Below are 25,777 nucleotides of genomic sequence, written 5' to 3' on the forward strand. Positions count from 1 at the left end.
CGAGGCCCGTCCGCCGTCGTGCCGGCAGCGTGCGGGCAGCCGGGACGAGAGCTTACATTCCTTGTTTGAGCACGATCTCTGGACAAAACGCGCTCCCGTTTGTCCGAGAAAACCGGCCTCCGCTTTTCGGGATCATGCTCAGTACCCAGCCTTGATCTTCTCGAATTCGGCGATCATCTTCAGCTTGAGATCGGACGGCAGCGGCGACTGGAACAGCGTCTTGTCGACGAATTTCTGCACGTCGTCATAGCCCTTTTCCTTGAGGATCGACTGATCGACGCCGGCCATGCCCTTGGCGTTGGCCTGGCCATAGCCCCAGTCCTTGACCAGCACCTTGGCGGTCTCCGGATCGTTGATGGCGTTCAGATAATCATAGGCCTTGTCGATGTTGCCGGGCGCACCCTTGAACAGCACATAACCACAGACCCAGGTCGAGATGCCTTCATTCGTATCCTTTATCGACTTGATCGGCACGCCTGCCTTGACGGACTGCACCGTGGCATCGTTCCAGGCCCAGGCAAGGTCGACCTCGCCGCCGCTCAACAACTGCACGATATCGGTGGTGTCGGTCCAGTAGGAGCGGATGTTCTTGTGCACCTGGCGCAGGAAGTCGGAAGCCTGCTTGAACTGGTCGTCCGTCATCTTGGTCCAGTCCTTGAGGCCGATGGCGAGGCTCGCCAGCGCATAGGCGTCGTCGACATTGTCGCCGATCGACACCCGGCCCTTGAACTTCGGATCGGCAAGCGCCTTCAGCGACTGCACGTCCTTGGCGTCGATCTTGGAGGAGTTGTAGGTGAGCTGCGTGTTGCCCCAATCCCAAGGCATGAACCACGCCTTGCCGTCATCGGTGGTGGCGAGATTTTTCATCGCCATGATGCCGGGATTGAGGTCCTTCCAGCCCGTGATCTTCGAGGTGTCGAGCGGCTGCAGGAGACCCGCCTCGCGCCACTTCGTCACGCTCTGCGAGCAGGGGTGGCCGAGATCGGCCTTGAAGCCCGAGCGCACCTTCTCGAACGCCTCGTCCTCGTCGCCGAAGAAGGCGAAGGTCGGCGAATCGCCGTTCTTCTCGACATATTTCGGATGGAAGCTCGCATCCTCGTAGCCGGACCAGTCGAACACGATCAGGTCCTTGTCGGCGGCAACGGCAAGCGCTGCCGCCGAAGCCGCAAGCGCGCCACCCAGCGCCAATGTCAATGTCAGACGTCGGCTAAGCTTCTTCATGCTGTTCCATCCTCTTTTGGTCTTGCCGGTCTTGGCGGCCGGCTGTTGCTAACCGTAATGCTTCGGGAAGGCAGCGGCCAAAAAAGCGTTGGCGGCCTGCAAGGCAGTTTCGCGCGTTGTGTCCTCGGTACCCATCATCAGCCGCAGCCACAGCCCCTCCAGCATGGCCGACAGCGCCAGCGCCATCACCTGCGGCTCATAGGCATACGGGCCGCTGTGCTTGAGCGTCGTGCAGAGATCGACGAAGACCTGCTGGTAATAGGCGTCGCGCGAGCTGCTCAGCGCCTGATAGGTCGGCCGCGACTTGGCCTCGCCCCAGAAGGCCAGCCAGGCGGCGAGCTTGCGCTTGTTGCAGATCGAGCGGTCGAAGTCGGCCCACACCAGCTGTTGCAGCTGCCGCGCCGGATCGTCGCCTGCCTTCTGCAGGGCGGCGCGCCAATGCGCCGAATACTCGTCATACATGTGCTGCAGCGTCGCGATCAGCAGCTTTTCCTTGCTCTCGAAATGGAAGTTGACGATGCCGCGCGACAGGCCCGCGCCATCGGCGACATCGGCCATCGTCGTCTCGGCATAGCCGCGCTTGGCCAGCGAATCGATCGTCGCCTCGATCAGCTGCAGCTGACGGACCTCCTTCGAAGCCTTGCGTCCCCGCTTCTCGGTCTCGGCTTTCCCCGCCGGTTCAAGGAGGGCATCCTTGGCGTCTGCCGTTTTCATGGGTGTGATCGTCTCCAGCATCGCCGGCTATCCAATCGCATCCGGCTTCCACCCGCGAAGATGAGTGGGACGGTGCTCGCCACTGTCAAGGACCTTCTGCATGGCCTCCCAGGTTCTGATGTTCTTGTCGACATAGGCAGCGCCGACCACGGCGGCGACCGGCGCATAGAGCGGTCCTTTCAGCCTTTCCAGCTCGCCACGCGCCACCTCGCGGTACCAGGGATTGCGGTCCCTGACGGTGACATTGGCAAAGCCGGCGTGCCGCATCGCTTGCGCATAGCGCACCGGCGAGGCCATGGCGAAGGACAGCCCTTCCGCCGCGATATAGGCCTTCATCTGGGGCGACGGTTCGCCGTCATGACCGATCATCCAGTTGGAGGCGGCAAAGACGCCGCCCGGTTTCAGCACGCGGAAGATCTCGGCGAACAGGCCGTCCTTGTCAGGCACATGCAGCAGCGCGTCCTTGGAGAAGACGACGTCGAAACAGCGATCGGCGAAAGGCAGCGGCCCGGGCGGCGCCTGAATGAAGCTGGCACGCTCGGTGCCACGCGCGGCGGCTCGCCGCCTGGCCGCCTCGATCACCGGCTGTTCGACATCAAAGCCGGTGGCGTGGGCGACGCCATGGCGCTCGACCAGATGCAGCGTGATGCCGCCGGAGCCGCAGCCAATATCGAGAATCGTCTTGCCCTTGAGCGAGAGCCCTTCGACAACCCGGTCGACTTCTTCAGGTCCACCCGGCGACAGGTAGCCATCGCCCCATAGCGCCTCGAGGAAGCGGATGGCGGTATCGTCATACTCGGCATCTGCCGTTTCGATCATCAGCCCTCGATCCCCAATCGATGAATGCTCGTTTCGAACGCCGGCAAAGCGTAGCGCATACCGGGGAAAACGCAATATCATTTGTTGAACATTCATTCAGAATGACTGGACAGAATGGCCGATACCATGCCAAATTCCGCGTATTCGGGAACAGATCACGCAAAAATGAACAGCGGGTCGCACAGGGCAATTCCAGGAAAGGTGCGAGCGGTTTTCCCGGGAAAAGCGCGTAGCGCTTTCCTTGGGGAACTGCTTGGAAACAAACAGGCCGGGCCACAATGAAAGCTTGGGACGCGATCGTCATCGGCGGCGGACACAATGGCCTGGTCAATGCCTGCTACCTGCAGCGCGCCGGGCTCGACGTGCTGGTGGTGGAGAAGAACGGCTGGGTCGGGGGTGCGGCCACCAGCCGCGAGCTGACGCCGGGCTTCCTCTATTCCAATTGCTCCTATGTCTGCTCGCTGTTTCGCCCGGAAATCATGCGCGACCTCGAACTGCCGCGCTTCGGCCTGCAGGTCATTTCCTATGAGGGCGGCGCGGTGTTCACGAGGGATGGTGACTATCTCGCCAACTACCGCGACCATGATGCGCACCGCCGCGAATTCGCCCGCTTCTCCAGGCGCGACGCCGAGGCCTATGACCGCTACGCTCGCGACGTGACGCGGCAATGCCGCTTCATCCAGCCGCTGCTGATGCGCACCGCGCCCGACCCGACCAGTTTCAAGCCGCGCGACCTTGGCGAACTGCTCTATCTCGGCAAGAAATTCGCCGGCCTGTCGGCGGAAGAAATGGCGCTGACGCTGCGCTTCTGGACGATGTCGATCTCGGACTTCCTCGATGAGTATTTCGAGACCGATGTCATCAAGGCGAACTTCGCTTTGTCGGGGATCATCGGCACCGCGCTCGGACCGATGTCGCCCGGCACGGCCTACGTGCTCTTGCATCACTATATGGGCGAGGTCGACGGCTCGGTCGGCGCCTGGGGCTATGCGCGCGGCGGCATGGGCGCGGTCACCAAGGCATTGGCCGCATCGTTCAAGGCCTCGGGCGGCACCATCCGCACCAGCGCCGAGGTCGACCAAGTGCTGGTGAGCCGAGGCAAGGCCAGGGGCGTGGTGCTGGCCGGCGGCGAGGAGGTTTACGGCAAGCTCGTCGTCTCCAATGCCGACGTGAAGCGCACCTTCCTGAAGCTCGTCGAGGAAAAGGAACTGCCCGACATTTTCCTGCGCCGGGTGAAGAACTTCAAGATCCGCGGCTCCTCCGGCAAGGTCAACATCGCGCTGGATTCGCTGCCGGAATTCCCGGCGCTGCCGAAGGATTCGCCGGTCTATCGCGGCGACATGCATTTCACCGATTCGATGGAGCGCATGGAGCGCGCCTATGACGACTGGAAGGCCGGGCGCTGGTCGGCCGATCCCTTCCTCGACATGGTCATCCCGACGACGCTCGACCCGACCATGGCGCCGCCGGGCAAGCACTTCATGAGCTGCTTCGTGCAATACGCGCCGCCCAAGGTGAACGGCCGCGACTGGACCGATGCCGACCGTGACGGTTTCGCCGAAAGCGTGATCGCGCAGATCGCCGAGTACTCGCCCGGCTTCCGCGACCGCATCGTCCATATGGAGGTGCGCACGCCGCGCGAAATCGAGGCCGAGGTCGGCCTCACCGAAGGCAATATCTTCCAGGGCGAACTGACTTTCGACCAGCTTCTGTTCAACCGCCCGGTGCCGGGCTACGCGCAATACCGCTCGCCGGTCGGCGGGCTCTATATATGCGGCTCCTCGACCCACCCGGGCGGCGGTGTCATGGGCGCGCCCGGCCGCAATGCGGCAGCCGAAATCCTGCGCGATCTCGCCAAATCCACCTCGCATATGAGCCCGGCCCATGACGTCATTTGATGCAATCGTCATCGGCGGCGGCCACAACGGCCTCGTCGCCGCCGCCACGCTGGCCAAGGCCGGCCGCAAGGTGCTGGTGCTGGAGGCAGGCAGCGAAGTCGGCGGCGCCGCGCGCACCGAGGAATTCGCCTCGGGCTTTCGCGTCTCGTCGATCGCTCACCTGCTGAATCGGCTGCACCCCGACGTGGTGAAGACGCTGGAACTGGAGACGCATGGGCTGCAATTCGCCCGCGCCGACTTCCTGCCGTCTGTGGCGCTAGCGATGGACGGTCCGGCGCTGATGCTGCATGGCGCCTATGGCGAGGTGCTGCAATTCGCCCGCGCCGACTTCCTGCCGTCTGTGGCGCTAGCGATGGACGGTCCGGCGCTGATGCTGCATGGCGCCTATGGCGAGGTGCTGACCGGCGCCAGTTCCTCCGAACAGTCCGCCTGGAAGGACTTGCGCGCGCAACTGCTGCGTTATGCCGGCATCCTCAAGCCCTTCCTCTCCCGCCGGCCGCCCGATCTCGCCGGCATGTCGTTGATGGAGACCGCAGGGCTTGGCCAGACCGCGTTGGCGCTGAAAAAACTCGGCAAGGAAGACATGCGCGACTTCTTGCGCGTGCTCTTGATGAACGTCGCCGACCTGCTCGACGAGCAACTTGAAGATATCAGGCTGAAAGGCCTGCTCGCCTTCGACGCCACCCTCGGCAGCCATCTCGGCCCGCGCTCGCCAACCTCGTTGCTCGGCCTCTACTATCGCCTGGCCGGCGAGACCGGCGGAGCGGCCGGTGCGCAGGTGCTGCCGCAAGGCGGAATGGGCGCCGTCGTCGCCGCCATTCGCGCCGCGGGGGAGAAGGCCGGCGTCGCCATCCGCACGTCGGTTGCCGTGGCAAGAATCACCGTCGAGAAGGGCCATGCCGTCGGCGTCGCGCTCGACAGTGGCGAGGAACTGCGCGCCAGGACTGTTGTCTCGGCGATCAATCCGGCAACGACCTTCCTCGACCTTGTCGGGCCGCGCGAGATCGACACCGGTTTCGTGCGCAAGATGAAAAGCATCCGCATGAAGGGCGACGCCGCCAAGCTTCATCTGGCGCTCGACCGGCCGCCGCAATTCACCGGTGCCGATGCCGCCGCTCAAAAGGGCCGCCTGGTCATCGCGCCCTCGCCCGATCACGTCGAGCGCGCCTTCAACCCATGCAAGTATGGCGAATTCTCGCCTGAGCCGGTGCTGGAAATCACGCTGCCCAGCCTCGCCGATCCGTCGCTCGCGCCCGACGGCGCCTGTGTGCTGTCGGCAGTGGTGCAATACGCGCCCTACGCGTTGAAGGAAGGCTGGGTTGCCGGCAAGCCGAAATTCCTCGAGGCGATCATGGCGCAGCTCGAGGCTTACGCGCCCGGCATCGGCAAGAGCGTCGTTCACGCCGAGCTTCTGACACCGGCCGATATCGAGATGCGCTACCGCATGCCCGGCGGTCACTGGCACCATGGCGAGTTGCAGGCCGACCAGATGCTGATCTCGCGGCCCGTCTCCGGCTGGTCGGGCTACGACACGCCGCTCGAAGGGCTGTTCCTGGCCGGCGCCGGCTCGCATCCCGGTGGCGGCGTCTCCGGCGCCCCAGGCCTCAACGCGGCGCGGCGCATCATTGCGATGAAGGGGTAGGTCATGGCCCAGGCAACCAGGAAGAAGTCCGTTGCAAAGACGGCCGATGCGGCTGTCTCCGCCCGCATCGCCGCGCAATCGCATTTCCGCACGCTGCGCCTCGGCACGCCGTTCCAGCCCCGCCTCGACGCATTGGCCAAGACCCAGGACTGGTACAATTGGGCCGGCTACCGCGCGCCGCATTCGCTGTGGGACGAGGAACTCGAATATTTCGCGATCCGCAGCCAGGCGGCGCTGTTCGACATCTCGCCGACGACCAAATACCGGATCGAGGGGCCGGATGCCGAAGCCTTCCTCGACCGCGTCACGCTGCGCGATGTGACAAAACTCAGGCCCGGCCGTGTCCACTACACGGCATGGTGTGACGACGAGGGGTTTGTCCTCGACGACGGCACGCTGTTTCGCCTGTCGCCGACGCGTTTCCGCCTGTGTTCGCAGGAGCGGCATCTGCCCTGGCTGCTCGACAGCGCCATTGGTTTCGACGTCATCGTCGAGGAAGAAACCGAGGCCGTCGCCGGGCTGGCATTGCAGGGGCCAACCTCCTTCGCCGTGCTGCGCGATGCCGGCTTCGCTGGTGTCGAGAAGCTCAGGGTTTTCGACCTTGCGGATTTCCCGCACGACGACACATCCGTCACCATCTCGCGCACCGGATTCACCGGCGATCTCGGCTACGAACTGTTCGTGCCGGCCGACAGGGCGCTGGGCCTCTGGGACCGGGTGATGGCGGCGGGCGAGCTGCGCGGGATCCGCGCCATCGGCTACACCGCCCTCAATCGCGCGCGACTCGAGGCCGGGCTGATCGTTGCCAATGCCGACTTCACCACCGCCGAGCACGCCATCCGCGCCGATCGCTTGCGCGGGCCCGACGAGATCGGTCTCGGCTTCATGATCGATCCGCGGAAAGCCCATTTCAACGGCCGCCGCGCCATCCTCGAGGCGCGCGCCAAACGCAGGCTGCGCCATGTGCTGGTCGGGCTGGAGATCGAGGGCAACATCCCGGCCGAACACGCCATCGTCTATCACAGGAAGCATCAGGAGGTCGGACTGGTCAGCGCCGCCATGTGGTCGCCAATGGCCAAGCGCAACATCGCCATCGCCTCGCTGGCGCGGCCCTATGGTGATACTGTCGTGGAAGACCTTTGGGTCGAGATCTACGCCATGCGCGAGCTGCAGTATCAGAAGCTGATGAAACGGGCCAAGGTGGTGGCGCGGCCCTTCATCAAGCTCAACCGCCGCACCGCCAATCCGCCGGCGGATTTCTGACCATGACCGACGAAGCGGAGCTGGAGGCGGCCGAGCAGTGGGAGCTGGTCAACACGCCGCTCGGCGAAAAATGGTCGGGCCGCACGCGCTATGCCGCCGCCATGTTCTTCTACAAGCGCGGCGAGATGAGCGCCGAGACGCTCGAGGTCTACCGCATCTGCGCGCGGCTCGATAAGGAGAATCCGCTGCCGATCATCCGCGACCGCGGCGTCGGCAAGGATTGGCTCAAAAGGATCGGTTTCGAGTAGCGCCAGCGCGCTACCCAATGGTTCTTTCGAGCATGCTCAGCCAGTTGCGGTAAGCGATCTTCTCGATCAGGGCACGGCCAAAACCACGCGCGGCCAAGGCGTCGATCAGCTTCGGCAGTCCGGCGACGTCGCCGATGACCGCCGGGATCATGGCGCCGTCGAAATCGGAGCCCAGGCCGACGCCGTCCTCACCCAGCGCCTGCAGCAGGGAATCGACATGACGCACCATTATGTCGAGGCTGGTGTCGGCATTCATGCGGCCGTCCTCGCGCAGGAAGCCGGTGGCGAAGTTCAGCCCGACCATGCCGCCGGACTCGCGTATGGCGCCGAGCTGCCAGTCGGTGAGGTTGCGTGAATGGGTGCAGAGCGCATGCACGTTGGAGTGGGTGGCGACCAGCGGCGCGTCGCTGAGACCAGCGACATCGCGAAAACCTTTCTCGTTGAGATGCGAAAGATCGATCATGATCTTCAGTTCGTTGCAGGCCTTGACCAGCGCCTTGCCGGCATCGGTCAGCCCCGGGCCGGTATCCGGCGAGGATGGAAAGCGGAACGGCACGCCGTGACCGAAAGCATTCGGCCGGCTCCAGACGATGCCGAGCGAGCGCAGGCCGGCGGCATGCAACACGTCGAGCATGGTCAGTTCGGGATCGATCGCCTCGACGCCCTCGATATGGAACACCGCGGCGATCGTGCCCTTGGCCATGGCGTTGTGTATGTCGCCGGCTGTACGGCAGACGGCCAGAGCCCCAGCCCGCTCCAGCCGAAACAGGATCGAGGCCATCGCGATTGTCGAGTTGAGCGCATCGGCGCGCGGCACCTCCGGCGGCAGCGGCTCGCTGTCGCTCGGCGCCAAGGGTACGGCGCTGCGCCTGGCTTTCTCGACCGGCGGCGGAAAGATCGCGAACATGCCGCCGGCGAAGCCGCCCGCCTTGGCGCGCGGCAGGTCGATATGGCCGCCCGACTTGCCTTCGACGAACAGCTTTTCGACGTCCCTGTCCTTCGATTGATACAGCCTGAGCAGCGTATCGTTGTGGCCGTCGAAGACGGGGACGAGGTCGGTTTCGGTCATCGGGGGATCATTCAGTTCGTTTGTCGGCACGGCGAGACATCATATCTAGGCAAGATATCCGGTCGCGGCAAATGACAAAGCCAACCGGCAGCGGGGACTGCCCCTTATCCCCGCTGCAGCCTATCGATGACGTGCTGCGCTCCCCTACTGTTTCAGCACGTCGGCCCATTCCGCGTGGCGGCGGAACTGGGCGTTGGCGAACGGGCACAGCGGGATGATCTTCTTGCCCGCCGCGCGCGCATCCTCGACGGCGCGGGTGACGAGCCGAAGCCCGGCGCCCTGGCCGCGAAACGCGTCCGGCACTTCGGTGTGGTCGATGATGATCTGGTGTTCACCGATCTTGGTGAAGGTCATCTCGGCCTCGGCGCCGCCGGGGCCACGCAGCACATAGCGCCCTTTGGAGCCGCGGTCTTCCAGTTCGATTTCAGGCAGTTGGTCGGGCATGTCTAAACTCCTTGAGCGACACCGGCAAAGAGCCGCCGGGCCGCTTCGATTTCATTTGGCCGCACCTCGTGCCCGCCTTCGTGCCATTCCACTGTGACATCGGCACCGTCGGCACGCAAATAGGCCTCGAGCCGCGTCGTCAGGTTCGGCGGGCAGATCGGATCGCGCTTGCCGGCGGTCAGCAGCATGTGGCGGCCAGCGAGGCTGCCCTTGACCCGCGGTTCGAACGGGATCAGCGGATGCATCAGCACGGTGGCGTCGAACAGTTCGGGCTCGGCGAACACCACGGACGCCAGTATGTTGGCGCCGTTGGAATAGCCGAGGCCGAGCACCGCCGTGGGCTTCGCAGCCTCGACATGCGCCCTCACGAAGGCCGCCATCTTGTCCGTTGCCCGCGCAAGGTCGCTCATGTCGTAGACGCCCTCGCCGGTGCGACGAAAGAAGCGCGCCGCACCGTATTCGGAGACATCGCCGCGCGGCGAGATGATGGTGGCCTGGGGCACGAGATCGCGCCCCGGCGACAGAAGCTGGCTCTCGTCACCTCCGGTGCCGTGGAAGACGAAAAGCATGGGACCGCCCGGCGAACCGGGCAGCACCTTGTGGATGTAAGTGTCCTTGCTCATGGCTCAGCCTTCCAGCTTCTGCAGATGCTGTTCGAGATAGGGCCGCAAATGCTGATGCTGCGTCGGCAGCTTCAGCGCTTCACCCAGATGCGCGGTGTCTTCATCCCTGTCGAAACCCGGCTCGTTGGTGGCGACTTCGAACAGCACGCCGCCCGGCGTGCGGAAGTAGATCGCCCAGAAATAGTCGCGGTCGATCACCGGCGTCACCCCGTAGCCCGTATCCATCAACGCCTTGCGCACTTCGAGCTGCTTGGCGCGGTTCTCGACGGCGAAGGCGACGTGATGCACCGAGCCGGCGCCAAGGTCGGCGAAGGCCGCGGTCGGCAGCGATTCGATATCGACGACATCGGCGCCGTTGCCGTTCTTCACGGCAAGCCGTCTGACATTGCCCGATTTGTCGACTTCCTCGTAGCCCATGAATTTCAACAGCTCCTCGGTGGCGCCGCCATCCTTCAGCCTGAGCGAAACCGAGTGAAAGCCGCGGATCGCCTCGTCGGTCGCGATGCCGCCTTTGGCCCACGGCGCTCTGCTATCGGCCTTGTCCTCGACAAGCGCGAAACCGTCGCCATCGGGGCCGGCGAATCTGAGGCGCTTCTCACCAAAACTCTCCTCGCGGGAAACACCGCTCACGCCTTCGTCGGCGAAGCGCCTTTCCCAATAGGCGAGCGTGCCTTCCGGCACTGAGTAGACCGTGGTGCCGACTTCGCCGACGCCGGGACGGCCCTTGCCGATGTTGGGAAACGGAAAATAGGTCATCACCGAACCGGGCGTGCCAACCTCGTCGCCATAATAAAGATGGTAGACGTCGGGCGCGTCGAAATTGACCGTCTTCTTGACGCGGCGCAGGCCGAGCTTGTGGGTGAAGAAATCATTGTTCTGCCGGGCATCCCTGGCCATCGAGGTGACGTGATGGAGACCCTTGATCTGGTCGAGCATTGTCTTGCTCCTTCCCTTGTTGTTTGTGCGGCCCTCGCCGCTGTCCACGCCAATATGAGGACGCGGCCGCTTGCGGCAAAGGCACCAAACACAGAATGGACTGTGCTGTAAAAGTGAACGATGGAAAGAATTTTGTTCACCAATCGACTAACACGGGCGGTCTTGCGCCCTTGGCGGAAATCGGTTCCATGAATGGCATTCGACCATGCAGCGAAAGGTATCGCGAGTGACAGGAAAAGCCAGGCGCCCGAACGTTCTCCTGATCACTTGCGACCAATGGCGCGGTGACTGCGTGTCGGCCGCCGGCCATCCCGTGGTGAAGACGCCGAATGCCGACGCGCTGGCCGCCGAGGGCGTGCTGTTCAAGCAGCACTATGGCGGCGCGGCCCCTTGCTCGCCGGCGCGTGCCTGCCTCTACACCGGCCTCTACCAGATGAACAACCGCGTCTGCCGCAACGGCTCACCGCTCGACGCCCGTCATGGCAACATCGCGCAGCACGCGCGCGGCATCGGCTACGATCCAACGCTGTTCGGCTACACCGACGTGTCGCTCGACCCGCGCCTGCTGGCTTCAGGTGATCCGAGGCTGAAAACCTATGAAGGCGTGCTGCCCGGATTCACGGTGCGCCAGCTGCTGCCGGAGCATCAAAAGCAGTGGCTCTCCTGGCTGAAGCAGCAGGGCATCGATGCCAGCGCCGGTTCTCCCGACATCCACCGTCCTGCCGGCGAGGAAGACGATGACAGCGTGACCGAGGCGCCGCCAATCTATTCGAAGGACCATACGCCGGCGGCTTTCCTTGCCGGTGAGTTCATCCGCTGGCTCGGCGAGCAGGAACAGGCCACGCCCTGGTTCGCGCATCTGTCCTTCATCAGCCCGCACCCGCCCTTCATCGTGCCAGAGCCCTACAACACGCTATACGATCCGGCCGACGGCCCGGCCTTCCACCGTGCGGAAAGCTGGCGGGCCGAAGCGCAGGGCCATCCCTATCTCGCCTATGATCTCAGCCGGCGGTATCGCGCGAATTTCCGCCCCGGCGCCGCTGGCAAGGTGCACGACTGGAGCGAGGATGATTTCCGCCGCATCCGGGCGATCTATTACGGCATGATCTCGGAGGTCGACACCCAGCTTGGCCTGATATGGCAGGCGCTCAAGCTTTCAGGCGCGTGGGACGACACCATCATCGTTCTCACCTCGGACCATGCCGAGATGATGGGTGACCATTTCATGCTGGGCAAGGGCGGCTACTTCGACGGCAGCTACCACATCCCGCTGATCATTCGCGACCCGCGGCATCGCAAGGCGGCCGGCAGCACGGTCGATCGCTTCACCGAAGCGGTAGACATCTTGCCCACGCTTATGGACCTACTTGGCGAGCCCCCTGAACCGCATCTCGACGGATGCTCGCTGAAACCATTCCTGAGCGGCGGAAGCCCCGCCACCTGGCGCGACGCCGCGCATTGGGAGTTCGATTTTCGCTCGATCGCGGACGGCGACGCCGAAGCGCATTTCGGCATTGCCTCGCGCCAGTGCAACCTGGCGGTCATCCGCACCAAAAAATTCAAATACGTGCATTTTGGCGGCGGTTTGCCGCCTTTGCTTTTCAACGTCGAGGCAGACCCTGGCGAACTGACCAACCTCGCCACCAGCCCTGCGCATCTGTCCACCCGTCTGCAATTCGCCGAGCGGCTTCTCGCCTGGCGCGCCGAACATCTCGACCAGTCGCTGGCGCTGGCGGAGCTGACGGAAAATGGCGTGGTGGGACATGTGAGCAAGGGAATAGGCAGTAGGCAATAGGGCGCGCCTACTGCCTACTGCCCCACTGCCTACTGCCCTACTGCCTACTTCACAATCAACCGCTGCTGGTCGCGCTTCTCGGCATAGCTGCCCTTGTCATAGGCAGGCTGCGCCTCGAGCTGTTCCTTGGTGAAGGTCGTGTAGAGGTACTTCTTGCCGTTCTTGTCGGTCATGAACTTCAGATTATCCAGGCCGACCGCCACCTCTTTCTCGCCGATGCCGAGGAAGCCGCCGACGTTGACGATCACCGCATCCGTCTTCTTGTCGGGCGTCAGCACAACATCGCCGATCTCGCCGACCTTGGCGTCATTGGCGCCGTAGACCGTGGTGCCCTTCAGATCGTCGGCCTTGATTTCGCCGACCGGCATCGCGGTCAGTTTGGACTTGTCGATGGCGGCGGTCTGCGTCTGGTCAGGAGCGGTGGCATCAGGGGTCGTAGCCGCCGGTGCTGCGGCCGTCTTGTCCGCTGGGGCGGCGGCGGGAGCGGTGGTCGCGGCCGGAGCTGTTGGCGCCGGCTCATTCGATGCCGTCGTTGCCGGTGCCGGATCATAGGCCTTGCGGTTGAAATCCGGCTGCGCCTGCAGCTCTTCCTTGGTGGTCTGCGCCACCAGCCAGCGGTCGCCGTTCTTCTCCGCCCACTGGGCCTTGTTGAAATCATAGGTGACATTCTTGGCGCCGAGGCCAAGGAAGCCGCCCACGCCGATCACCAGCGATTCGGCCTTGCCTTCCTTGGACAGCACGATGTCGTTGACGCTGCCAATCTTCTGCGCGTCGTCGCCGGTGCCGTTGTAGACAGTCTCACCAATGATGTTGGTGGCTAGGTTGCCGTCGGCGCGCTTCACCGGCTCGGCCGGAGCGGCTGCGGGAGCCTGTGCGGTATCCGTCGTCGCAGGCGCTTTCGGTGCTGCCGCGTCGGTGGAAGTGGCAGGAGCCGGCGCAGGCCCGTAGGGCTTGCTGTCGAACTCCGCATGCGCCTTCAGTTCGTCCTTGCTTGTCTGGGCCACCAGCCAGCGGTCGCCGTTCTTTTCGGCCCATTGCAGCTTGTCATAGTCGAAGGCGACATTCTTCGCCCCGACGCCCAGAAAGCCGCCGACGCCGATGACGACGGATTTGGCCATGCCGTCTTTGTCGAAGACGACATCGGTGACCTTGCCGATGTTCTCGGCGTCGTCGCTGGTGCCGTTATAGACGGATTCTCCAATGATGTTGGTGACGATGCTGCCTTCGGCGCGCGCCACCGGAGCGGCCGCGGCCGGCTCCTGAACGGACGGTGCGGCAGGTGCGGGGGTCGTCGTGCTCTGCGCGAACGCGCCGGTCGCGATCAACGTTGCGAGTGCGGTCGTGGTAAAAAGGGTGCGTATCATGGTAGTCTCTCCTGGTGCCTGACTTCATGCACGCCGCGCCCGATTGAACCGTCGCTGGGAAGATCGGGCGCGGCATCTCCACGGGTTCACAACGTCGTGACCATGCCGTTGTTCCGACAAAACTGGCGTGGATTTCGCGCCGGAAAAACACGCAGCAGTTGCGCGGGCGCTGATGAACACGCGCTGAATTGCGCCGTTTCCAGCGGAACCTTTCCGGTATCGCCACGTTTCAGCCTGCGGCTGGGTTCGTCCTGGCCCGTTTTGACATAACGGAGCGGGGCATGAAATTTGCAGCGGTGCTGAACCGGGATGGCGGCACCTTGCGCGCCACCGACCTCGCCGCCTTCTCCGACCGGATGCGCCAGACGCTGGAAACGGCAGGCCATTCGCTGAGCATCGACGTGGTTGCCGGCAAGGACGTCGTGGAGAGCCTCGACAGCGCCGCCTCGCGCGGCACCGTCGATGTCGTGCTGGCGGGTGGCGGTGACGGAACCATTTCAGCGGCGGCCGCGAGGCTGATGGGCAAGAAAAAGGCGCTCGCCATCTTGCCGGCCGGCACCATGAACCTGTTCGCGCGTGGCCTCGGCATTCCACAGTCGCTCGATGCCGCGCTGAAATCCTTCGCCGACGGTGAGATCATCGCCGTCGACATGGCCACCGCCAATGGCCGTCCCTTCGTTCATCAATTCTCGATCGGCATGCATGCGAAGATGGTGCAACTGCGTCAGGGAATGGAATTCGGCTCGCGCCTGGGCAAGATCGGCGCTTCGGCCAAGGCGGCATGGGCGACAATCAAGAACCCGCCGGCGATGAACGTCACGCTCGCTATCGGCAAGGCCGAGATGACGGCGCGCATCTCAGGCATCGGCGTCACCAACAATCTGTTCGGTGAAGGCCATCTGCCCTATGCGGACAATCCTTCGGGCGGCGTGCTCGGCATCTACGTCACGGTGGCGCAACAGCGCGCCGAACTGATGAAATTCCTATTCAACGTGGCGCGCGGAAAATGGCGCGACAATGAACATGTCGAGATCCACCAGGCTGACCGCGCCGTCCTGAAAATCCATTCCGGCAGCAGAAAGTTCCGCGCCGTCATGGATGGCGAACTGGTCAGGCTCGAGCCTGAGACGACGATCGAAATCCAGCCCGGCGCGCTGAATGTCCTGGTGCCGGCCAGCATTGCCGCGGCAAAGGCCGCCTGATGAAATCTCCAACCGTGACGGCCGAAAATCTAGCCGCTCGGCGCACTTCCTTGCTGCGTCGCCGGTGTCTTGGCCACCTCGCCATAGATTTCGGCGATGCCCCAGGCCGCAAAGGCCAGAAGCAACGCGGCGATCAGGATGCGCAGGCCGTGCCAGCCCCACCGCCCCTGCCGCGCTTTGTCCTCGGGAATGATCTTGGGCATGGCCGGTCCTTGTTTCGTTTTGCGCCCGTTGGCGCACTCGGCAAATCACGGTCGGGTAACGGTTCCTCGCTAGGATGGTTCCGGGAGGCTAGCTTGTCACGGGCCGGTGCGTCGGCAGGACGGCGAAGACCGGCATGGGCATTTGGGGTTTGGGGTGGATAACCAGGTAGAAATACGAGCGAGCCTGCCGGCTGAGGTGGCGCTCGCGGTCAATGCCGAAGACCGGCTGGACGTGCTGCACGGGCTGGACATGCTCGATACGGCGGCTGACCCGGATTTCGACCGCATCACCGGCCTTGCCGCGGCCGTGATGCGGGCGCCCACCGCCCTTGTCACGCTCGTCGATGTCGAGCGGCAATGGTTCAAGTCGTGCTTTGGTCTCGACGAAACCGAAAGCGCGACCGGCATCTCTTTCTGCGCCCATACCATCGCCGCCGGCGACGAGCCCATGGTGGTGACGGACGCAGCGACGGACCCGCGTTTCAGAACCAGCCCGCTGGTCACCGGCAAACATCATGTGCGCTTCTATGCCGGCGCGCCGATGGTGGTGGCAGGCGCCAGGATCGGCACGCTGTGCGTGCTCGACCGCAAACCCCATGCCTATCCCTCCCGGGCCAAGCTCGACCAGTTGAAGGCGCTGGCCGGCCTCGCCGCCAGCCTGTTCACCTTGAAGGACGCCACCCGCAGCGGCGCCATAGCCGAGGCAGCCCTGGCGCGCGAGGAAAAGCGGCGCGCCATCGCGCTCGATGCCGCTTCGCTCGCCAGCTGGGCATGGGATATCCGCACCGACATGATCGAATGCGATGTCCGGCTGTCGGAACTGTTCAACCTGCCGCGCTCCACCCGGCTGCGGGCGCGCGACATCCTGACCGCCATCGATCCGCGCGATGTCTACCAGACCGAAACCCGCTTTCGCGATGCCCTGTCCGGCAGCGATGACTATTTCGGCGAATACCGGGTGAAAGGCTTTCATCCGCCGCGCTGGGTGGCCACGCGCGGCCGCGTCATCGAGCGCGACGGCGACGGCAAGCCGACGCTGATCTTCGGCGTCAACTACGACATCTCCGAACGCAAGCTCGGCGACGAGCGGCAGCGGCTTCTGCTGCGCGAGCTCAACCACCGCGTCAAGAACACGCTGGCGACCGTCCAGGCGCTGGCGACGCAGACCGTGCGTCATGCCCGCCAGCCAAGCGAATTCCTCGAAGCCTTCGGCGCCCGGCTTCAGGCGCTGGGCATCGCCCACAACCTTTTGTCCGACCGCGAGTGGCGCGGCATCGGCATCCGCGAACTCGTCCAGATCGAGATCAGGCCGTTTGACACCGCCGACCAGCCGCGCATCGCGATCTCCGGCGCCGATCTCTTGCTGTCGCCGGACCAGGCCGTCGGGCTCGGGCTTATCCTGCATGAACTGGCCAGCAACGCGCTGCAACATGGATCGCTGTCGATTGCATCGGGCAAGGTCGCCCTCGACTGGAAGACGCAAGGCAGGAAGGGCAAGCGCCGCCTTGTGCTGACCTGGCGCGAAAGCGGCGGCCCTGAAGTCGCCCCGCCCGAGCGCCACGGCTTCGGCTCGATCCTCATCCGCCGCAGCCTGGCCAAGGTCATCTCAAGCGAAGTGACCCATGAATTCCGGCCGGAAGGTGTATTCGCCGAAATATCGATGCCGCTGGAGGATCTGTCCAAGTGAGGGATCTTTGATCTCAGGCCGGGGTGCCGGCGCTATTTCCCCTCGCCGGCATCCGGATCGTCGGGCGTCACATTCTCGCGGTAGATGGCATAGGCGGCGAGCGCCAAGGCCGGGCCTAGAATGACCCCGAAGCCGCCTTTTCCCTTGAGCAAGGTCGGCAGCACGGCGAGTGCGGCGGTGATGCCGATCGCCTTCATGTCGGCGCTGCGCCGCCTTGCCTCGCGGCGGGCACGGGCGCCCGACGTCAAACGATGGACCAGGAGAACGAGACCGGCGATCACCAGAAAGCCGACACCGAAGTCAAGCGCCGCGGCGAACGATCCATAGCGGGCGGCGGCCCAGATATAGGCTGCCCCGATCAGAAAGCCGAGACCGCACAAAGCCGCCAAAGCGGCGAGCGCATAGACGATGGCCGCCGTACGTACGCGACGCATGGCGGCCACGGTTTCGCCCGAGGCGAAACCCGAGAGCAGGGATGCCAGAAGTCCCATTTGGGGAGCTAGCGACGTGCGAGCAGCGCGAAAAGGAAGCCGACACCGGCGGCGATCGCCAGCGACGTCACCGGCTTTTCGCGGACATTTGCCAGCAACTGCGCCTCGATGTCCTTGGCACTGCCGCGCAGGCTGTCGAAGGCGGCTTCGCCCTGCGCGCGCAATTGCTCGACGCCCTCGGTGGCCGCGCGGCGGGCAGTGCCATAGCCGTGTTCGCCAGTCTTGGCCAACTGCTTGGTGAGCTTGTCGATATCGGCCTTCAACTGCCTGATGTCGGCTTCGAGGTCCGAATTCGCCCGCGCCTCGTTGGCGGTCTTCCCTGCGGCGGTTGCCATTGCTTAACTCCTTGTGATTGCTCGATTTCAAACGCGCCTTGCGTCTCATGGTTCCGGCATCGTGGCAAACTAGCCGAAAACACGCGCATACGCACCAATCGTCGATCCATGGCCAGAAGCGTCTCAGATCAGGGGGCGACGCCCCTCGCCCAGCCCTTCCCAGCCGGCGAGCTGCTTGAGCCTTTCCGCATCGACCACCTCGCAACCGCCATCGCGCCAGAGGATCAGCTTGCGATCCATCAGTTTTCGGATCGTCTTGTTGGTATGAACCAGCGAAAGGCCAAGCGTGTCGGCGATATGTTGTTGGGTGATCGGAATCTGGATGGATTGCTTGCCGTTCAGCCCCACGACCTTGGCACGGCTGCCGATGAAGGCAATCAGATAGGCGGCGCGCTCGATCGCGCTGCGGCGGCCGACACTGAGCAGGTTCTCGTCCAGCATGCGTTCTTCGCGCGACGCGATCCAGGTGATGTCGTAGGCGAGACCCGGATGGTTGCGGTAGAGTTCATGCAGGCTGTCGCGCTCGAAGACGCAAAGCAGCATTGGCGACAGGGCCTCGACGGAATGCTGCATTTCCCCCATGACGCTGCCTTGCAGGCCGATGAGATCGCCGGGCATGAGATAGTTGAGGATCTGTCGGCGACCGTCCGGCAACAGCTTGTAGCGGAACGCCCAGCCGGACAGCACCGTGTAGAGATGGGCGCTGTGGCTTCCTTCCACGAGGACCGTGGCGCCCTTGTCGACCGCCAGTTCGCCCTTCTTGAAGCTGCTGATGAAGGCCAGTTCCTGCTTTTCGAACTCGCGGAAAACCGGCAATGGCCGCAAAGGACAATTCTCGCAAGGATACTGCCGACTGGATAAGTTACGCCCATTCTGGCCTGGCATTTCGACCCTCTTCGAAAGCCTGCCGGTCAGCAGGTGTGCCTAAACGTTTTGCCTGAATCGGAGTTCCGCGAAAGGGCATGTCTTTTTTAAATGACAGCGCGCCGAATTGCGATCATGACTCCCCAGCGTTTCAAGGAGCGAATTACCCGTGCCCCACTTGCTTGACGGATTGCGAATTCTTGTCCTGGAGGATGAATTCCTCATCGCCATGGATGTCGAGCAGCTCTGCCGCGACCACGGCGCCGGCGAGGTGGTGGTTGCCCGCGACCTGGCCGAGCTCAATGGCCGAAAGGTCGCGACGCAATTCGACGCGGCCATCGTCGATCTGATGCTGGGCGGCACATCGACGCTCGAATTCGCCGCCGGCCTGCGTGAAACAGGCGTGCCTTTCGTGTTTGCCACCGGCTATTCCGATGCGGACGAGGTCAAGGCATCCTTTCCAGGGGTGAAGCTGGTCACCAAGCCCTATTCAGGCGAAGATCTCGTCGAAGCGGTGGCGCTGGCCTATGGGCGCGGCTCTCCAGGGTGAGATAGATCCGGGTTCCGCGACCCGGATCCACCTCAATGCGCCGCAGTCCCCGTGACCTGGGCCGAGATCGCATCGGGACCGTATTCGTCCTCGCCGGAAATCTTGAGAATCTCCTGCAGGCGCGTGCGCGCCCTGCTGACCCGGCTCTTGATCGTTCCGACCGCGCAACCGCAGATTTCAGCGGCCTCCTCATAGGAAAAGCCGGATGCGCCAATGAGAATGATGGCCTCGCGCTGGTCCTCCGGCAACTGCTCCAGAGCGCTGCGAAAATCCTTGAGATCGAGTTGGCCGTGCTGGGCCGGATGCACCGCGAGCCTGGCCGTCATGATGCCGTCGCTGTCCTGCACTTCGCGGCCGCGTTTGCGCATCTGCGAATAGAATTCATTGCGCAGGATGGTGAAAAGCCATGCCTTGAGGTTGGTGCCGGGCTGGAAGCTCTCATGCTTGTCCCAGGCCTTGACCAGCGTTTCCTGAACGAGGTCGTCGGCCTTGTCCGCATTCTGCGTCAGCGACACGGCAAAGGCCCGCAAGCTCGGGATTGCCCCAAGCAGATCGGTCTTGAAGCCTTGGGAGACCGCTGCCATGCCTCAGTCCTTCTTCTGTGCGGGTTCGGCTTGTTCCAGCTGGCTGAGCAACTGGGCAAAGCGATCCGGCACATCGTCGGAGACCAGCTCGTCATAATATTGTTTGAGTTTGCGTCCGATTTCGGAGTTGGGCCCGAGCGGGTCGCCGACACCGTTCCGGCGCCTGCCCTCGGCGCCAGCCAAAATATCTTTCGTCATATCCTTCATTTCGCCCTTATATTCCCAGCACTAGGCCGCCCCATACTCAAACTCAACACAAGCGGCACCCTCGTCTGGTTGCCCATCCCGACCCCAAACGCCGTTCCCGGCTTTTCGTTCCATACCGGCCGGAACTTTTTGAGAAAGCCCGCGTTGTATTAGTGGGGCTTGCGATCAGCTTGGCCTGCATTTCGGGCAATCGCGTCATACTGAGGGAGACGTCTTATCATGAGTTTATCCGCCACCATCGCACCGCACCTGCCGTTCCTGCGCCGCTTCTCGCGCGCCGTCTCGGGATCGCAAGAGAGCGGCGACGCGCTGGTCGCTGCGATGCTTGAGGCCATCATCGCCGATGTCGACATCTTCCCCGAAGCATCGAGCGACCGTATTGCTCTTTACAAGGTCTTCGCAAAACTTTTCACGTCCGTCGCCATCCGCGTGCCGCAGGAGCAGGCCCAATCAGCGTGGGAACAGCGCGCCGCCGCCAATCTCAACGCCATCGCGCCCCTTCCGCGCCAGGCCTTCCTGCTGGTTGCCGTTGAGGGTTTCAGCGAGGACGAGGCAGCCGAGATCCTTGACGTCGGCGACCAGCAATTCTCCGAGTTGCTTGCCCAGGCAAGCAACGAGATTTCCCGCCAGGTGGCGACCGATGTGCTCATCATCGAGGACGAACCGCTGATCGCCATGGACATAGAGGAGATGGTCGAGAGCCTCGGTCATCGTGTTGTCGGAACCGCGCGCACGCACGCCGAAGCGGTGACGATGTTCGGCAAGACGCGGCCGAAAATGGTGCTGGCCGACATCCAGCTCGCCGACGGCAGTTCGGGCATCGAGGCGGTCAACGAGATCCTGTCGTCAACCTCTGTGCCGGTGATCTTCATCACTGCCTTTCCCGAACGCCTCCTGACCGGCGAGCGCCCCGAACCGGCCTTCCTGGTGACCAAGCCGTTCAATCCCGACATGGTCAAGGCACTGATCAGCCAGGCGCTGTTCTTCGACCGTCAGGCGAAGGCCGCCGCATAGGTCGCTTCCAGCCGGGAAGCCAAACCCAAAGGCCGCCCGATGCGATACGTCGGGCGGCCTTTTTTGGCAAACCGGACCCATCCGTCGCGAATTTCGCGGCGCTTTGCCTCGAGCGGTTCACCCGTTTCACGGAAACGGCGAGCTGCTCTAAGTTGTTGTTTTGGCGCAATTCCCAAGGGAAAGCGCTCACATTTTTCCTGGAATTGCTCTAACGGTTTGCAAGCATCGCCTTTTTCGGCAAAGGGTGGAACAAACCGCACCCACCCACGTTTTCCATGCAGCATTCGGAAGGAGATGAACCATGCTTTACTGGGCGCTCGTATTTCTCGTTGTGGCGATTATCGCCGGCGCGCTTGGTTTCGGCGGCATCGCCGGTACATCCGCCGGCATAGCGCAGATATTGTTCTTCATCTTTCTCGCCTTCTTGGTCATCTCGCTCCTGGCCGGCCTGTTCAGACGGGCGTGAGGCGAACGCTTCTCCGAGCGAACACTGGAAGCCGCACCCCTCAAACGGTTTCCAGCCACCGCCGGGCGGTATCCTTCAAAGGAGACCGTCCGGCGGACCGTTTTTAGGGGGATGGTTTCTCGGAAACTTCATTTGGGAACCCATTTCATAGTGAGCCGTTCAGCGTGAGTTGAGTGGACAGATCGGCCGATGCGTTCCAGGAGTGAAGATAAGACGGAAGGCGCACGGAGCGACGAAGTCATCGCCATGCATCCGGCCGAAAGTGGCATGCAGCTTGGCCGGGCGCTTCTCCACGCGCTACACAATGCCGGCATTTCCGTCCTCTATCAGGACCGCGACATGAAAACCGTCTGGGCTCGCAATATGCGCGCGCCCTGGATTTCGGACAGCTCCGACGGCAATGGCATCCTGCCGATGGCGCAGGCCGACCGCATCAGCACCGCCAAGCGCGACGTGGTCGCCACCGGCAACCCGGAGCGCCTTGAGATCAGTGTCCCGGTCGAAAACGGCGTACGCTGGTTTCAGGTTTGGGTCGATGCCGACCGGGGCGACGTCGGCGACGTGCAAGGTGTCGTCACCACCATGGTCGAGACGACCGAGCAGAAGCGGCGTGAACAGACGCTGACGACGCTGCTGCGCGAGGTCAGCCATCGCTCGAAGAACCTGCTGGCGATTATCCAGAGCATCGCGACGCAGACCGGTCGCTATTCCGACGGCATCGGCGACTTCCTCACGCGCTTTCGCGGCCGGCTGCAGTCGCTCTCCTCCTCCCAGGATCTGGTGACATCCTCCAACTGGCGAGGCGCGGCCCTTCATGAACTGGTGACGAGCCAGGTCGGGCGCTATGGGACGAACACATCGCACAGCCTTCGCCTCCGGGGTGCCAACCCCTATCTCAATCCCAATGCCGCGCTGCATATCGGCCTGGCGATGCATGAGCTTGCCGTAAACTCGGTCAGCTACGGCGCTCTCTCCCGGCCGGATGGATTCGTCGAAGTGACCGCCAATCTCGACATCATCACCCCTGGCGAGGTTACACTCTCGCTGACATGGGCCGAAGCCATCGGAACCAATGGCGGCCGGGGGAGTCAAAAGCGATTCGGCAGCATCGCGCTGGAGCGGGTGGTGCCGGCATCCCTGAGCGGAACCGCAAGGCTCGACATCGCGGACGGCCGCCTTGAATACCGTCTTGTCGTCCCACACAGCAATTTCGAGACGCACTGAACGGCCGGCGCAATCAACGATCCTTAACCGGCTGTTCACCATAAGGGCGGATGCTGTTTTACCCAGATGCCGCTGCAATCCGCTGGGTTGCGGCACGGTATGGGAGGAATGCTTGACGGTCACCGACATGAACAGACTGGAACAGGCTGCCCGTGTTTCGATGGGCGAATTCCAGGATCCCGAAGCGTCCGCGGAGCCGCTTACGCCGCATCACACATTGCTGTGGGGCATCGTCCTGGCGGCAGCCTCGACAATTCTCCTCATCGCTATGTTCCAGCTGACCTGACCGAATCCCCTGCTGGCAACAGTGCGCGCTGTTAACCGTTTGCAGCGCCGGGCACTATTCGCATGTCACGCCGCCCGCTCAGGAACTTTTGGCCGATATGGGCCGTTGTTGTGGCGAGAGGACATGTCGCCATGGAACACATCGCTGCATTGTTGCTTGTCATCGGCTGCAGCAACTCGATGACCGATTGTCGTGAGCTTCAGGTGCCGGTGAGCATTTTCGAAACCGCCGACGAATGCACTGCCGAACGACCGTTTGCCATGGGCGACGTGCAGGGGCAGGCGCAGCACATCGTCGCCAGATGTCTCGCTGTCGATCCAGCACTTGAGGATGACTACGACCAGGTCGTCTGGAAGGTGCGTCCCGACGGGAGCCTCGACGCCTCTCTTGCTATTTCCAGCCTTGTCATGGCATCGAATGCGATGCGCCCAGAAAAAGACTATCTTAGCCAAGAATAAATTCGCGCGGCAAAGGCCGTCATTTCATGCTAAATGACTGCTGGAGCTTACCAAAGTGTGGACACAAGTGAGGAGTGACTCAATGCGGAAGATGATTATTGCCATGGTTGCGGTGGCCGCTCTCAGCGGCTGCACCACCACCGAGCAGGACGTGGTTGGCGGCGGCTTGATTGGCGCCGGCGTCGGCGGTCTGGTCGGTGGCGGCAAGGGCGCGCTGATCGGTGCGGCTGTCGGTGCCGGTTCCGGCCTGCTGGTGCGCAACCTGCGCAACGGCTATTGCCAGTATCGCGATCATCGCGGCCGGATTTACACGGCGCGCTGCAACTGATTCGGCGACAGTCGAAACTTCGATCCGGAGGCCGGTCCGCCGGCCTTCGGATTTTCCACGTATGGGCGTGCCGTTTGCCATCGCCCTGAATATTCGTCTCAGCCTGTCAGCGGAATTTTGATTTCCACCTTCAGACCGTCGGCCTGAAAATCGCGCCTGATCGTGCCGCGCAATTCGCGCGTGACGTTGAGGTCGATCAGCTTGGTGCCGAATCCGGTCTCGGCCGGCGCCTCGACTTTTTTCTTCCCGGCCTCCCGCCAGTTCAGCACCAGTGTCCGCTCCCGCCCGCGCCCTTCCACCGACCACTCGACCTTGAGCGCCCAGTCGCTCCTGAGCGAATTGGCGGAATTGCCGGCTTCGCCATATTTCAGCGCATTGGTCGCCAGCTCATGGAAGGTCAGGCCAAGCGCCTGCGTCGTGGTCTCGTCGAGCAGCACCTCCGGTCCCGACAACAACCCCTCGGGCAGGTCCTTGCCGAACACCTGGCCAAGCTCGATGCGCAGGAGGTCTGCGAGATCGGCCTTCTGCCAGCGCGAGCGCGTCAGCATGTCCTGGGAGGCTGCCATCGCCTGCAGCCTGGCCGAAAAAGACGCCGAAAACTCGTTGACGTCGGTCGCCCGCGACGCCGTCTGCCGCGCGATCGCCAGCACCCGGGTGATCGAATTCTTGATGCGATGCTTCATCTCCTGCAGCATCAGATCCTTTTCGAGCAGGCTCTTTTCGGTCGTCTCGTGCAGGCGCGAGGCCGCCTCATAGGCGCGCTCCTGAAAGCGCGCCACCAGCGCGATGGCGCCCGCCGCGAGCAGGCCGAACAGCCCCAGCATCATCGGGATGGCGCGCGACGAAGGCTGCGAGAAGGCGCTGGTCGGCCGGAACAGTACAGTCCACGGGCGGCCGGCTACCGTGATCTTGCGGGTGACCAGCAGCCGGTCGCCAAAGGCGGAGGCCGGCGGCGTCTCCGACCGGAACAAGAGATTGTCGCCGTTCACCGCGCCGTCATAGATCTCGGTGTTGACCGGCAGCAGCGGCGCGCGGCTGAGCGCGATCTGGAACAGGTCGCTGGCCCGGAAAGCCGCATAGAGAAAGCCCGCGGTCGAGGATCGCGATGCGTTGATGACCTCCGGCGCGGTTTCGACGTTGAGCCGCACGAAAACCAGGAAGCCGGGGAAGGTCTGTTTCGCGCCTGTGCCCTGGCCCAGTTGCACCAGCCCGCTCGCGTGCTGGCGGTCGTCGGCCATCGCCTTTTCGATCGCCGCGCGCCGCACCGCTTCGCTGAACATGTCGTAGCCGATGCCGCTCTGGTTGGACGGATCCAGCGGCTCGAAGAGCATGATGGGCGCGCGCCAGGGCTGCGTCGTGTCCGGATAGACCGGATGGCTGGCGCCAAAATCGTGCAGGATGTCGCGTTCGACCGCCGCCTCGTCACCTGTCTTGACCAGCCTGAGGAATCCGATGCCACGCAGGCCGGCGAAATTGTTGTCGATGTCCAGCGCGTTGAAAAACGCCTTGAACTCGCTCTGAGAAATATCCCCATTGCGGGCGTCGAACAGGGCCTGTGTCGACCGCAGCAGCGACAAATGCAGGTCGATACGGCTCTCGATCCGGTTGAGGGCGTCGTCGGCCGCCGCCTCGAACTTGATGCGGGAGGCTTCCTGTGTCGCGAAATAGGCGAACCCCGCCATGGTCATGCTGATCAGCGCTACGGCGATGAACGCAACGATTGGAAAGAGTTTCTTCAACGGATGATGCGGTCCATGAGCAATACCGGACCTTTATGGGCAAGTCATCAGGCCAACACAATGGCAAGGCCAAGCCATCGCGATCACTGGCATATCACGTGAG

At 63.3% G+C, this 25,777-nt stretch carries 30 protein-coding genes; 14 read left to right on the forward strand and 16 right to left on the reverse strand.

Annotated elements, in window-relative coordinates; translation table 11 throughout:
* Positions 1–138: 138 nt before the first annotated feature.
* From CK227_RS06705 to CK227_RS06715, 3 genes are read right to left on the reverse strand one after another with little or no spacing between them, the layout of a single operon-like run.
* Positions 139–1,221: an ABC transporter substrate-binding protein gene (locus CK227_RS06705; RefSeq protein WP_095772175.1), complete on the reverse strand. Its 1,083-nt coding sequence runs from the start codon at positions 1,219–1,221 to the stop codon at positions 139–141.
* Between the two features lie 48 nt (positions 1,222–1,269).
* Positions 1,270–1,935 carry a transcriptional regulator BetI gene (betI, locus tag CK227_RS06710; RefSeq protein WP_245318091.1) on the reverse strand — a complete coding sequence of 222 codons (666 nt, stop codon included), beginning with the start codon at positions 1,933–1,935 and terminating at the stop codon, positions 1,270–1,272.
* Positions 1,936–1,962: 27 nt separating this feature from the next.
* Positions 1,963–2,754: a methyltransferase domain-containing protein gene (locus CK227_RS06715; protein ID WP_095772173.1), complete on the reverse strand. Its 792-nt coding sequence runs from the start codon at positions 2,752–2,754 to the stop codon at positions 1,963–1,965.
* Between the two features lie 278 nt (positions 2,755–3,032).
* Here CK227_RS06715 and CK227_RS06720 point away from each other — a divergent pair, with 278 nt between their 5' ends.
* Genes CK227_RS06720 through CK227_RS06735 form a run of 4 tightly spaced genes read left to right on the forward strand, consistent with a single transcriptional unit; the run spans position 3,033 to position 7,805 of the window.
* Positions 3,033–4,652 (forward strand): NAD(P)/FAD-dependent oxidoreductase, encoded by a 1,620-nt coding sequence (locus CK227_RS06720; protein ID WP_095772172.1) that lies wholly within the window; start codon positions 3,033–3,035, stop codon positions 4,650–4,652.
* Complete coding sequence (locus CK227_RS06725) at positions 4,639–6,294, forward strand: NAD(P)/FAD-dependent oxidoreductase (protein WP_095772171.1); 1,656 nt, start codon at positions 4,639–4,641, stop codon at positions 6,292–6,294. Before CK227_RS06720 ends, CK227_RS06725 begins: the two co-directional genes overlap by 14 nt.
* A 3-nt stretch (positions 6,295–6,297) precedes the next feature.
* Positions 6,298–7,557, forward strand: a complete 1,260-nt coding sequence (locus CK227_RS06730; protein WP_095772170.1) for an aminomethyltransferase family protein — start codon at positions 6,298–6,300, stop codon at positions 7,555–7,557.
* Positions 7,558–7,559: 2 nt separating this feature from the next.
* The gene (locus CK227_RS06735) at positions 7,560–7,805 is read left to right on the forward strand and encodes a hypothetical protein (RefSeq protein ID WP_095772169.1); all 246 of its coding nucleotides are present in this window, start codon (positions 7,560–7,562) and stop codon (positions 7,803–7,805) included.
* 10 nt (positions 7,806–7,815) lie between these two features.
* Here the strand turns inward: CK227_RS06735 and CK227_RS06740 are convergent, their stop codons facing one another.
* The 4 genes from CK227_RS06740 to CK227_RS06755 form a co-directional block, all read right to left on the reverse strand.
* Complete coding sequence (locus tag CK227_RS06740) at positions 7,816–8,874, reverse strand: dipeptidase (RefSeq protein ID WP_095772168.1); 1,059 nt, start codon at positions 8,872–8,874, stop codon at positions 7,816–7,818.
* A gap of 144 nt (positions 8,875–9,018) precedes the next feature.
* Positions 9,019–9,318 (reverse strand): GNAT family N-acetyltransferase, encoded by a 300-nt coding sequence (locus CK227_RS06745; protein WP_095772167.1) that lies wholly within the window; start codon positions 9,316–9,318, stop codon positions 9,019–9,021.
* Between the two features lie 2 nt (positions 9,319–9,320).
* Positions 9,321–9,941, reverse strand: coding sequence for an alpha/beta hydrolase (locus CK227_RS06750; protein ID WP_095772166.1), 621 nt, complete (start codon positions 9,939–9,941; stop codon positions 9,321–9,323).
* A 3-nt stretch (positions 9,942–9,944) separates the two neighbouring features.
* Complete coding sequence (locus CK227_RS06755) at positions 9,945–10,877, reverse strand: VOC family protein (RefSeq protein ID WP_095772352.1); 933 nt, start codon at positions 10,875–10,877, stop codon at positions 9,945–9,947.
* A 226-nt stretch (positions 10,878–11,103) separates the two neighbouring features.
* On the opposite strand from CK227_RS06755, the gene CK227_RS06760 reads away from it, so the two are divergent.
* Positions 11,104–12,672, forward strand: a complete 1,569-nt coding sequence (locus CK227_RS06760; RefSeq protein ID WP_095772165.1) for an alkaline phosphatase family protein — start codon at positions 11,104–11,106, stop codon at positions 12,670–12,672.
* Positions 12,673–12,716: 44 nt separating this feature from the next.
* On the opposite strand, the gene CK227_RS06765 is transcribed toward CK227_RS06760, so the two are convergent.
* Complete coding sequence (locus tag CK227_RS06765) at positions 12,717–14,036, reverse strand: PRC-barrel domain-containing protein (protein WP_095772164.1); 1,320 nt, start codon at positions 14,034–14,036, stop codon at positions 12,717–12,719.
* A gap of 281 nt (positions 14,037–14,317) precedes the next feature.
* On the opposite strand from CK227_RS06765, the gene CK227_RS06770 reads away from it, so the two are divergent.
* Positions 14,318–15,238, forward strand: coding sequence for a diacylglycerol kinase family protein (locus CK227_RS06770; RefSeq protein WP_095772163.1), 921 nt, complete (start codon positions 14,318–14,320; stop codon positions 15,236–15,238).
* 29 nt (positions 15,239–15,267) lie between these two features.
* Here CK227_RS06770 and CK227_RS36645 read toward each other — a convergent pair whose 3' ends face one another.
* The gene (locus tag CK227_RS36645) at positions 15,268–15,441 is read right to left on the reverse strand and encodes a hypothetical protein (RefSeq protein WP_095772162.1); all 174 of its coding nucleotides are present in this window, start codon (positions 15,439–15,441) and stop codon (positions 15,268–15,270) included.
* A 154-nt stretch (positions 15,442–15,595) separates the two neighbouring features.
* On the opposite strand from CK227_RS36645, the gene CK227_RS06780 reads away from it, so the two are divergent.
* On the forward strand, positions 15,596–17,128 hold the full coding sequence (locus tag CK227_RS06780; protein ID WP_095772161.1) for an HWE histidine kinase domain-containing protein: 1,533 nt from the start codon (positions 15,596–15,598) through the stop codon (positions 17,126–17,128).
* 32 nt (positions 17,129–17,160) lie between these two features.
* Here the strand turns inward: CK227_RS06780 and CK227_RS06785 are convergent, their stop codons facing one another.
* The 3 genes from CK227_RS06785 to CK227_RS06795 form a co-directional block, all read right to left on the reverse strand.
* Complete coding sequence (locus CK227_RS06785; protein WP_095772160.1) at positions 17,161–17,619, reverse strand: hypothetical protein; 459 nt, start codon at positions 17,617–17,619, stop codon at positions 17,161–17,163.
* An 8-nt stretch (positions 17,620–17,627) separates the two neighbouring features.
* Positions 17,628–17,954, reverse strand: coding sequence for a DUF883 family protein (locus CK227_RS06790; protein ID WP_069090305.1), 327 nt, complete (start codon positions 17,952–17,954; stop codon positions 17,628–17,630).
* Between the two features lie 123 nt (positions 17,955–18,077).
* Positions 18,078–18,839 carry a Crp/Fnr family transcriptional regulator gene (locus CK227_RS06795; RefSeq protein ID WP_095772159.1) on the reverse strand — a complete coding sequence of 254 codons (762 nt, stop codon included), beginning with the start codon at positions 18,837–18,839 and terminating at the stop codon, positions 18,078–18,080.
* Positions 18,840–18,987: 148 nt separating this feature from the next.
* Here CK227_RS06795 and CK227_RS06800 point away from each other — a divergent pair, with 148 nt between their 5' ends.
* On the forward strand, positions 18,988–19,368 hold the full coding sequence (locus tag CK227_RS06800; protein ID WP_245318090.1) for a response regulator: 381 nt from the start codon (positions 18,988–18,990) through the stop codon (positions 19,366–19,368).
* 32 nt (positions 19,369–19,400) lie between these two features.
* On the opposite strand, the gene CK227_RS06805 is transcribed toward CK227_RS06800, so the two are convergent.
* Positions 19,401–19,952 (reverse strand): RNA polymerase sigma factor, encoded by a 552-nt coding sequence (locus CK227_RS06805; protein WP_095772158.1) that lies wholly within the window; start codon positions 19,950–19,952, stop codon positions 19,401–19,403.
* Positions 19,953–19,955: 3 nt separating this feature from the next.
* Entirely contained in the window at positions 19,956–20,159 is a 204-nt protein-coding gene (locus CK227_RS06810) for a NepR family anti-sigma factor (RefSeq protein WP_010911884.1), read from the reverse strand.
* Positions 20,160–20,378: 219 nt separating this feature from the next.
* Between CK227_RS06810 and CK227_RS06815 the strand changes: the two genes are divergently transcribed.
* Positions 20,379–21,173, forward strand: a complete 795-nt coding sequence (locus CK227_RS06815) for a response regulator (protein WP_064990804.1) — start codon at positions 20,379–20,381, stop codon at positions 21,171–21,173.
* Here CK227_RS06815 and CK227_RS36110 read toward each other — a convergent pair.
* The gene (locus tag CK227_RS36110) at positions 21,152–21,433 is read right to left on the reverse strand and encodes a hypothetical protein (protein WP_143750487.1); all 282 of its coding nucleotides are present in this window, start codon (positions 21,431–21,433) and stop codon (positions 21,152–21,154) included. The genes CK227_RS06815 and CK227_RS36110 overlap by 22 nt on opposite strands.
* 41 nt (positions 21,434–21,474) lie before the next feature.
* Here CK227_RS36110 and CK227_RS06820 point away from each other — a divergent pair, with 41 nt between their 5' ends.
* The 5 genes from CK227_RS06820 (at position 21,475) to CK227_RS06840 (ending at position 23,935) form a co-directional block, all read left to right on the forward strand.
* Positions 21,475–21,639, forward strand: coding sequence for a DUF1328 domain-containing protein (locus CK227_RS06820; protein ID WP_010911886.1), 165 nt, complete (start codon positions 21,475–21,477; stop codon positions 21,637–21,639).
* A 189-nt stretch (positions 21,640–21,828) separates the two neighbouring features.
* Positions 21,829–22,863, forward strand: coding sequence for a sensor histidine kinase (locus CK227_RS06825; RefSeq protein WP_095772157.1), 1,035 nt, complete (start codon positions 21,829–21,831; stop codon positions 22,861–22,863).
* A gap of 112 nt (positions 22,864–22,975) precedes the next feature.
* On the forward strand, positions 22,976–23,149 hold the full coding sequence (locus CK227_RS36650) for a hypothetical protein (protein ID WP_179295874.1): 174 nt from the start codon (positions 22,976–22,978) through the stop codon (positions 23,147–23,149).
* Between the two features lie 131 nt (positions 23,150–23,280).
* Positions 23,281–23,607, forward strand: a complete 327-nt coding sequence (locus tag CK227_RS06835) for a hypothetical protein (RefSeq protein ID WP_069090308.1) — start codon at positions 23,281–23,283, stop codon at positions 23,605–23,607.
* Between the two features lie 82 nt (positions 23,608–23,689).
* The gene (locus CK227_RS06840) at positions 23,690–23,935 is read left to right on the forward strand and encodes a YMGG-like glycine zipper-containing protein (RefSeq protein WP_095772156.1); all 246 of its coding nucleotides are present in this window, start codon (positions 23,690–23,692) and stop codon (positions 23,933–23,935) included.
* A gap of 98 nt (positions 23,936–24,033) precedes the next feature.
* Here CK227_RS06840 and CK227_RS06845 read toward each other — a convergent pair whose 3' ends face one another.
* Positions 24,034–25,674 carry a CHASE domain-containing protein gene (locus CK227_RS06845; RefSeq protein WP_095772155.1) on the reverse strand — a complete coding sequence of 547 codons (1,641 nt, stop codon included), beginning with the start codon at positions 25,672–25,674 and terminating at the stop codon, positions 24,034–24,036.
* Positions 25,675–25,777 lie beyond the last annotated feature (103 nt).

This window comes from Mesorhizobium sp. WSM4308 (assembly GCF_002294905.1).
GTDB lineage: Bacteria > Pseudomonadota > Alphaproteobacteria > Rhizobiales > Rhizobiaceae > Mesorhizobium.

Excerpts from the sequence above, each read along its gene's own strand:
- CK227_RS06705 (WP_095772175.1), bottom strand. The coding sequence starts at position 1,221 with ATGAAGAAGCTTAGCCGACGTCTGACATTGACATTGGCGCTGGGTGGC.
- betI (WP_245318091.1), bottom strand. The coding sequence starts at position 1,935 with ATGAAAACGGCAGACGCCAAGGATGCCCTCCTTGAACCGGCGGGGAAA.
- CK227_RS06715 (WP_095772173.1), bottom strand. The coding sequence starts at position 2,754 with ATGATCGAAACGGCAGATGCCGAGTATGACGATACCGCCATCCGCTTC.
- CK227_RS06720 (WP_095772172.1), top strand. The coding sequence starts at position 3,033 with ATGAAAGCTTGGGACGCGATCGTCATCGGCGGCGGACACAATGGCCTG.
- CK227_RS06725 (WP_095772171.1), top strand. The coding sequence starts at position 4,639 with ATGACGTCATTTGATGCAATCGTCATCGGCGGCGGCCACAACGGCCTC.
- CK227_RS06730 (WP_095772170.1), top strand. The coding sequence starts at position 6,298 with ATGGCCCAGGCAACCAGGAAGAAGTCCGTTGCAAAGACGGCCGATGCG.
- CK227_RS06735 (WP_095772169.1), top strand. The coding sequence starts at position 7,560 with ATGACCGACGAAGCGGAGCTGGAGGCGGCCGAGCAGTGGGAGCTGGTC.
- CK227_RS06740 (WP_095772168.1), bottom strand. The coding sequence starts at position 8,874 with ATGACCGAAACCGACCTCGTCCCCGTCTTCGACGGCCACAACGATACG.
- CK227_RS06745 (WP_095772167.1), bottom strand. The coding sequence starts at position 9,318 with ATGCCCGACCAACTGCCTGAAATCGAACTGGAAGACCGCGGCTCCAAA.
- CK227_RS06750 (WP_095772166.1), bottom strand. The coding sequence starts at position 9,941 with ATGAGCAAGGACACTTACATCCACAAGGTGCTGCCCGGTTCGCCGGGC.
- CK227_RS06755 (WP_095772352.1), bottom strand. The coding sequence starts at position 10,877 with ATGCTCGACCAGATCAAGGGTCTCCATCACGTCACCTCGATGGCCAGG.
- CK227_RS06765 (WP_095772164.1), bottom strand. The coding sequence starts at position 14,036 with ATGATACGCACCCTTTTTACCACGACCGCACTCGCAACGTTGATCGCG.
- CK227_RS06770 (WP_095772163.1), top strand. The coding sequence starts at position 14,318 with ATGAAATTTGCAGCGGTGCTGAACCGGGATGGCGGCACCTTGCGCGCC.
- CK227_RS36645 (WP_095772162.1), bottom strand. The coding sequence starts at position 15,441 with ATGCCCAAGATCATTCCCGAGGACAAAGCGCGGCAGGGGCGGTGGGGC.
- CK227_RS06785 (WP_095772160.1), bottom strand. The coding sequence starts at position 17,619 with ATGGGACTTCTGGCATCCCTGCTCTCGGGTTTCGCCTCGGGCGAAACC.
- CK227_RS06790 (WP_069090305.1), bottom strand. The coding sequence starts at position 17,954 with ATGGCAACCGCCGCAGGGAAGACCGCCAACGAGGCGCGGGCGAATTCG.
- CK227_RS06795 (WP_095772159.1), bottom strand. The coding sequence starts at position 18,839 with ATGCCAGGCCAGAATGGGCGTAACTTATCCAGTCGGCAGTATCCTTGC.
- CK227_RS06805 (WP_095772158.1), bottom strand. The coding sequence starts at position 19,952 with ATGGCAGCGGTCTCCCAAGGCTTCAAGACCGATCTGCTTGGGGCAATC.
- CK227_RS06810 (WP_010911884.1), bottom strand. The coding sequence starts at position 20,159 with ATGAAGGATATGACGAAAGATATTTTGGCTGGCGCCGAGGGCAGGCGC.
- CK227_RS06815 (WP_064990804.1), top strand. The coding sequence starts at position 20,379 with ATGAGTTTATCCGCCACCATCGCACCGCACCTGCCGTTCCTGCGCCGC.
- CK227_RS06820 (WP_010911886.1), top strand. The coding sequence starts at position 21,475 with ATGCTTTACTGGGCGCTCGTATTTCTCGTTGTGGCGATTATCGCCGGC.
- CK227_RS06825 (WP_095772157.1), top strand. The coding sequence starts at position 21,829 with ATGCGTTCCAGGAGTGAAGATAAGACGGAAGGCGCACGGAGCGACGAA.
- CK227_RS06835 (WP_069090308.1), top strand. The coding sequence starts at position 23,281 with ATGGAACACATCGCTGCATTGTTGCTTGTCATCGGCTGCAGCAACTCG.
- CK227_RS06840 (WP_095772156.1), top strand. The coding sequence starts at position 23,690 with ATGCGGAAGATGATTATTGCCATGGTTGCGGTGGCCGCTCTCAGCGGC.